Origin of the sequence: Nocardioides sp. (genome assembly GCF_036493135.1) — a bacterium.
In the GTDB taxonomy this organism is placed as follows: domain Bacteria; phylum Actinomycetota; class Actinomycetes; order Propionibacteriales; family Nocardioidaceae; genus Nocardioides.
In genome coordinates this window covers 1-5,625 of the sequence record NZ_DASXQG010000059.1, presented here as the reverse complement: position 1 = coordinate 5,625, position 5,625 = coordinate 1, and the positions used below count along the sequence as shown (strand labels likewise).

Annotated in this window: 6 protein-coding genes and 2 rRNA genes; 4 read left to right on the top strand and 4 right to left on the bottom strand. The window is 69.7% G+C overall.

Features of this window, described 5'->3' with window-relative positions:
- Positions 1–62 precede the first annotated feature (62 nt).
- The 4 genes from VGJ24_RS10540 to VGJ24_RS10525 all read left to right on the top strand — a co-directional run bounded on the left by VGJ24_RS10540 (position 63) and on the right by VGJ24_RS10525 (position 3,541).
- Positions 63–308 (top strand): acyl carrier protein, encoded by a 246-nt coding sequence (locus VGJ24_RS10540; protein ID WP_151081886.1) that lies wholly within the window; start codon positions 63–65, stop codon positions 306–308.
- Between the two features lie 62 nt (positions 309–370).
- Positions 371–1,621, top strand: coding sequence for a beta-ketoacyl-ACP synthase II (gene fabF / locus VGJ24_RS10535; RefSeq protein WP_331500530.1), 1,251 nt, complete (start codon positions 371–373; stop codon positions 1,619–1,621).
- Complete coding sequence (locus tag VGJ24_RS10530; RefSeq protein ID WP_331500529.1) at positions 1,621–3,042, top strand: acyl-CoA carboxylase subunit beta; 1,422 nt, start codon at positions 1,621–1,623, stop codon at positions 3,040–3,042. Before fabF ends, VGJ24_RS10530 begins: the two co-directional genes overlap by 1 nt.
- A 67-nt stretch (positions 3,043–3,109) precedes the next feature.
- Positions 3,110–3,541, top strand: a complete 432-nt coding sequence (locus VGJ24_RS10525) for a hypothetical protein (protein WP_331500528.1) — start codon at positions 3,110–3,112, stop codon at positions 3,539–3,541.
- Between the two features lie 18 nt (positions 3,542–3,559).
- Here VGJ24_RS10525 and VGJ24_RS10520 read toward each other — a convergent pair whose 3' ends face one another.
- The 4 genes from VGJ24_RS10520 to VGJ24_RS10505 form a co-directional block, all read right to left on the bottom strand.
- A complete protein-coding gene (locus VGJ24_RS10520; protein WP_331500531.1) occupies positions 3,560–4,072 on the bottom strand; it encodes a DUF3145 domain-containing protein in 513 nt (170 codons plus the stop codon).
- Between the two features lie 157 nt (positions 4,073–4,229).
- Positions 4,230–5,078 (bottom strand): tetratricopeptide repeat protein, encoded by an 849-nt coding sequence (locus tag VGJ24_RS10515; RefSeq protein WP_331500527.1) that lies wholly within the window; start codon positions 5,076–5,078, stop codon positions 4,230–4,232.
- Between the two features lie 95 nt (positions 5,079–5,173).
- Positions 5,174–5,290: ribosomal RNA gene (gene rrf / locus VGJ24_RS10510) — 5S ribosomal RNA — on the bottom strand.
- Positions 5,291–5,494: 204 nt separating this feature from the next.
- A 23S ribosomal RNA gene (locus tag VGJ24_RS10505) occupies positions 5,495–5,625 on the bottom strand; the annotation flags it as partial.

Genomic DNA, 5,625 nt, shown 5'->3' with positions numbered 1-5,625 from the left:
GCACGGCGCGGACCACAACCGCCACCACCGATGGTGACAACAGAGAAGAGGAAACCACGCACATGGCCACCACCGAAGAGATCCGCGCCGACCTCGCCGAGATCGTCAACGAGGTCGCGGGCATCCCCGTCGAGGACGTCCAGCTCGACAAGTCGTTCGTCGACGACCTCGACGTCGACTCGCTGTCCATGGTCGAGGTCGTCGTGGCCGCCGAGGAGAAGTTCGGCGTGTCCATCCCCGACGACGAGGTGAAGAACCTCAAGACCGTGGGCGACGCCGTGTCGTTCATCGAGAACGCCCAGGGCTGATCGACCAGAGCTGATCGACCACCACCGTTCCCCCACTCCCTCCTTCACCCACGAGGAGTCACATGACTGCCCCGCCGACTAGCAAGCGAGTCGTCGTCACCGGACTCGGGACCACCAACCCGGTCGGTGGCGACGTGGCCACCACCTGGGAGGCCCTGATCAAGGGCCAGTCGGGCGTCCGTCACCTCGACGACGACTGGACGCAGGACGCTCCGGTCAAGATCGGCGGACGGATCGCCGTCGAGCCGTCGGAGGTGCTGGAGCGCGTCAAGGCCCGCCGGCTGGACCGTTCCTCGCAGTTCGCGATGGTGGCGGCGATGGAGGCCTGGGCGGACTCCGGCTTGGCGGAGGCCGAGATCGACCACGAGCGTCTCGGCGTCGCGATGGCCTCGGGCATCGGTGGTGTGACGACGTTGCTGGCCAACTACGACATCCTGCTCGAGAAGGGCCCGCGTCGCGTCTCGCCGCTCGCCGTACCGATGTTGATGCCGAACGCCCCCGCCGCGCAGGTCAGCCTGTACGTCGGCGCCCGCGCGGCGGTCAACACGCCGGTGTCGGCCTGCGCGTCGGGCAACGAGGCGATCGCGCTGGGCCTCGACCAGATCCGGCTCGGTCGGGCCGACATCGTGCTGGCGGGTGGCACGGAGGCGGCCATCCACCCGCTGCCGATGGCGGCGTTCGCGAACATGATGGCGCTGTCGAAGAACACCGGCGACCCGACGACGGTCTCGCGACCCTGGGACACCGCTCGTGACGGGTTCGTCCTCGGCGAGGGTGCGGGCGTGCTCGTCCTCGAGTCCGAGGAGCACGCGAAGGCGCGCGGGGCGACGATCTATGCCGAGGTGCTCGGGGCAGGCATCACCGCGGACGCCCACGACATCGCCCAGCCGGACCCGGCCGGCCGCGGCGGTGCGCGGGCGATCGTGCGGGCACTGCAGGAGTCCGGCATCCAACCCTCCGACATCGCGCACATCAACGCCCACGCGACGTCCACGCCCCAGGGAGACATCGCCGAGGGGTTGATGATCCACGCCACGCTCGGTGACCACGCCGACGAGGTCGTGGTCACCAGCACCAAGTCGATGACGGGCCACCTGCTCGGCGGCGCCGGTGCCCTCGAAGGCATCGCCACGGTGCTGGCGCTCCGCCACCGGGTCAGCCCACCCACGATCAACCTCGACGACAAGGATCCCCAGGTCGAGCTCGACATCCCGACGTCAGCGCGCGACCTGCCGTCGGGCGACATCGCGGCGCTGAACAACTCCTTCGGCTTCGGCGGTGCCAACGTCGCCGTGGCCTTCGGGAGCGTGTGATGACCGCGACCGTCACGAAGCCCCCGCGCACCGAGGACCCCCGCTTCCCGCTGCACCGGATCCAGGCTCTCCTCGACGACGGGACGATGGAGACGATCACGCCCCGGGACGACTCCGGGATGCTCGCCGCGGTCGGTCGGGTGAACGGCCGGCGCGTCGTGGTCTTCTGCTCCGACGCCACCGTGATGGGCGGCGCGATGGGCGACCTCGGCTGTCGCGTCGTGGTCGATGCCTACCACCGCGCGATGATCGACCAGGTGCCGATCATCGGCCTGTGGCACTCCGGCGGCGCCCGACTGGCCGAGGGTGTGCTCTCGCTGCACGCGGTGGGCCGGATCTTCCAGGTGATGACCCAGGCGTCGGGCAAGATCCCGCAGATCTCCGTCGTCCTCGGTCCGGCGGCCGGAGGCGCGGCGTACGGCCCGGCGCTGACCGACGTGGTCATCCTCGGTCCCGAGGGGCGCATCTTCGTCACCGGACCGGACGTCGTCCGGTCGGTGACCGGCGAGGACGTCGACATGCTGCGGCTGGGCGGCCCCGAGCCGCACGGTCGTCGTTCAGGCGTGGTGCACATCCTCACCGAGAGCGAGGCCGAGGCCCTCGAGCGGGCGCGGATCGTGGCCTCGCTGCTGGGCAACCAGGGCGACCTCGACGTCGCCGCGGTCGTGGACCGCGACCTCTCGCAGGTGCTCCCGGAGTCCAAGAAGCGCGCGTACGACGTGCACCCGCTGGTCGACACGTTGCTCGACGAGGGCACCATGCAGGAGCTCCACGAGCGGTGGGCGCCCAACATCGTGACCGCCCTCGGTCGCTTCGGCGGCCGCACGGTCGGGGTGGTCGCGAACAACCCGCTCCGGCTCGGTGGCTGCCTCGACTCGCTGTCGGCTGAGAAGGCCTCGCGCTTCGTGCGCCTGTGCGACTCGCTCGGCGTACCCCTGATCGTGCTCGTCGACGTGCCGGGTTACCTGCCCGGTGTCGGCCAGGAGTGGGACGGCGTCGTACGCCGCGGCGCCAAGCTGCTGCACGCGTTCGGCGAGTGTGTCGTACCACGGGTCACCCTGATCACCCGCAAGACCTACGGCGGCGCCTACATCGCGATGAACTCGCGTGCCCTCGGCGCGACCAGGGTGTTCGCCTGGGAAGGCGCCGAGGTCGCGGTGATGGGGCCGGTGGCGGCGATCCGCATCCTGCACCGGCGCAAGCTGGCCGAGGTGTCGCCGGAGATCCGGCCCCAGGTCGAGGCCGAGCTGGCCGCCGAGCACGAACGGCTCGCCGGCGGCGTCGCCAAGGCGCAGGAGATCGGCGTCGTGGACGAGGTGGTCGAGCCGGCGCGCACGCGCAGCGCGATCGCCCGCGCGATCGACGACTGCGTCCAGGCCGACGGCGTACGCCGCGGGCAGCACGGCAACATCCCGCTCTGACGACGTCCGCGACGTAACGCGCCCGCTCGAAGGTCGTTGGTCCTCGTGCGACCCACGAGGGGGTGCCATGCACAGCTCAGGCGGCCGCCGACTCGGGGCGGTTCTCGCGCTCTCGGCCGTGGTCGCCCTCGAGGGATCGTCCCCGGCGTGGGCGAGTACCACAAAGTACGGACACGTCGGTGCCGCGGACGGTGCGCTGCGGCCGGGCTGCCACCACTACCCCTACCACTACGTAGTGAAGCCGCCCAGCGACGACTGGATGCTCGAGACCTGGCTCTACGACCCGCGTGGCAAGCCCCGTGGCTCGGGCGACTTCGCGCCCGGCTCCGACCCCGAGCGCGGCCACTCCCACTTCGGGATCTGCCGCTCGACGGTCGTGCCGGGGCGGTACACCATCAAGGCCAGGTTCAGCTGGACCACCCCTGGCCTGCTGCCGACGGACCCGCCCGTCGACCACCACCGATGGTTCCGGGCGGCGCACTTCCGGCTTCACCGCTGAGCGCGACCGGACCTCGGGTCAGACGACGTGGTGGAGCCAGCGCACGGGTGCGCCCTCACCCGCGTGCCGGAAGGTCTCCAGCTCGTCGTCCCAGGGCTTGCCGAGCAGCTTGTCGACCTCGAGCAGCAACGTGGTGTCGCCGACGGCGGCCTTGACCACGGCGGCCTTCAGACGGTCCTCGGGGATCATGATGTCGCCGTGCAGGCCCGTCACGGCGTGGAAGACGCCGAGGTCCGGGGTGTAGGAGTAGCGCGCGCCCTCCGACAGCGTGGTCGGGTCCTCGGTGACCTCGAAGCGCAGGTGGTTCCAGCCGCGCAGCGCCGACGCGATGCCGGCCGCCGTGCCGGGCTCGCCGGCGAACGACAGCTCGGCCCGGTAGCTGCCCGCCTGGGCTGGCTGTGGAGACCACTCGAGGTTGACGGCGGCGCCCAGCACGCCCCCGACCGCCCACTCGAGATGCGGGCAGAGCGCCGAGGGCGCGGAATGCACGTACAAGACGCCCCGCGTGGTCGGTGCAGGGCGGCTGGCCATGTGTGCGGTCACCGTGGTTCTCCTTCATCAGCGGCATCGGAGCAACGCCTTCCCCAGCGGGCTCAGCGGCCGATGAGGGCTCACACGAGTGACAGATGTGTAGTTATGGAGACATTGTGACCGATGGGGCGGCGAAACGCCAGCAACGCAGCCTCGGTCAGTCGAGTCGCTTCTCGAGGGCCTCCGCACGTTCGGCGGCGTCGGTCGACTCCTGGCTGTCGACCGCGTGGGTGCGATGGAACCAGGTCAGCGCATCGGTGTCGCGGCCGGCAGCCTCGAGGGTATCGGCGTACGCGTACCGCAGGCGCACGACCCAGGACTCGCGGCTCTTGGACTGCAGGGGCGCGAGCTCGAGCGTGCGGAGGGCGGCGTCCAGCTGGCCGAGGTCGCGGCGTGCCCCGGACTCGACCAGGGTCATCTCCGCCTTGGCGGCCGTGCTGAAGTTCGCGACGGCAGGGCTCTTCGCCAGCTTGAGCGCCTGCTCCGGCTGGCCCAGCGCACGGTGGCAGTCGGCCATGATCGGGAGGTAGTCGGTCGCGCCGTTCATCCGCTTGGCAGCGCGCAGCTCGGCGAGTGCCTCGCTGTAGTGACCCGACGCGTACGCCGCCTCGCCGGTCGCCTCGCGCACCACCGCCAGCCGGGACGCGCGGGCGCGCGCGGCCAGCGTGTGCTGGTATGCCGTCTCGGGGTCGCTGTCGATCAGGACGCCGGCGGCCGCCAGGTGACGCGCCACGCGCAGGGCGAGGCGGTCCGGCAGCCCCTTCAGCTGGCCACTCACGCTGCGGTCGAGCTCACGACCGGTGATCTCCTCGGGGATCGGCGGACCGTCGTACCGCGCCTGCTCCTCGGTACGCGGCACTCCCTGCTTGTCGGCGGGACGCGACCAGTCCTTGCGCGGCCCACGGCCACCGGCATTGCCCCGGCCGCCACGGGTGGACGAGCTTCGTCCACCCTGCGACTTTGCGCGGTTGGCACCGTCCGGCGTACGTCGACGGCCGTCTGCCACGTAACTCACTCCTTGAAAAACTGCGGGACCGATAAGAAACCGGTCCAACGATAGCGATGGGGGCCATCCGCAGATGGCCCCCATCGGACAAGATTGTTCGGCGGCGTCCTACTCTCCCACATCCTGTCGGGTGCAGTACCATTGGCGCTGGCTGGCTTAACTTCCGGGTTCGGGATGGGTCCGGGTGTTTCCCTGCCGCTATGGCCGCCGTAACGTTGTGAACCTTTATTTGTTTGGGTAGACCCTGTTGCCCCTGTGTGCCCGTGGTGTTTCCGGGTGTTGGGGGTGGGTTGTTGGTTCAGATTCTGGATAGTGGACGCGGTTGTTCTTGGTGTCTTGTGTGTTTCGCACGGTGTTCGCACGGTGTGGTTCCACGTGTGTTGCTGGTTTTGGTTCGTGGTTTTGTGGTGGGTGTGGGTGACAAGCCCTCGGCCTATTAGTACCGGTCGGCTGGGCATTGCTGCTGTACACCTCCGGCCTATCAATCCCGTGGTCTGCGGGTGGCCTTACCCCATCTTGTGGGTGGGAAACCTTATCTTGAAATGTG

Coding starts and splice junctions, on each gene's coding strand:
- VGJ24_RS10540 (WP_151081886.1), top strand. CDS start 63: ATGGCCACCACCGAAGAGATCCGCGCCGACCTCGCCGAGATCGTCAAC.
- fabF (WP_331500530.1), top strand. CDS start 371: ATGACTGCCCCGCCGACTAGCAAGCGAGTCGTCGTCACCGGACTCGGG.
- VGJ24_RS10530 (WP_331500529.1), top strand. CDS start 1,621: ATGACCGCGACCGTCACGAAGCCCCCGCGCACCGAGGACCCCCGCTTC.
- VGJ24_RS10525 (WP_331500528.1), top strand. CDS start 3,110: ATGCACAGCTCAGGCGGCCGCCGACTCGGGGCGGTTCTCGCGCTCTCG.
- VGJ24_RS10520 (WP_331500531.1), bottom strand. CDS start 4,072: ATGGCCAGCCGCCCTGCACCGACCACGCGGGGCGTCTTGTACGTGCAT.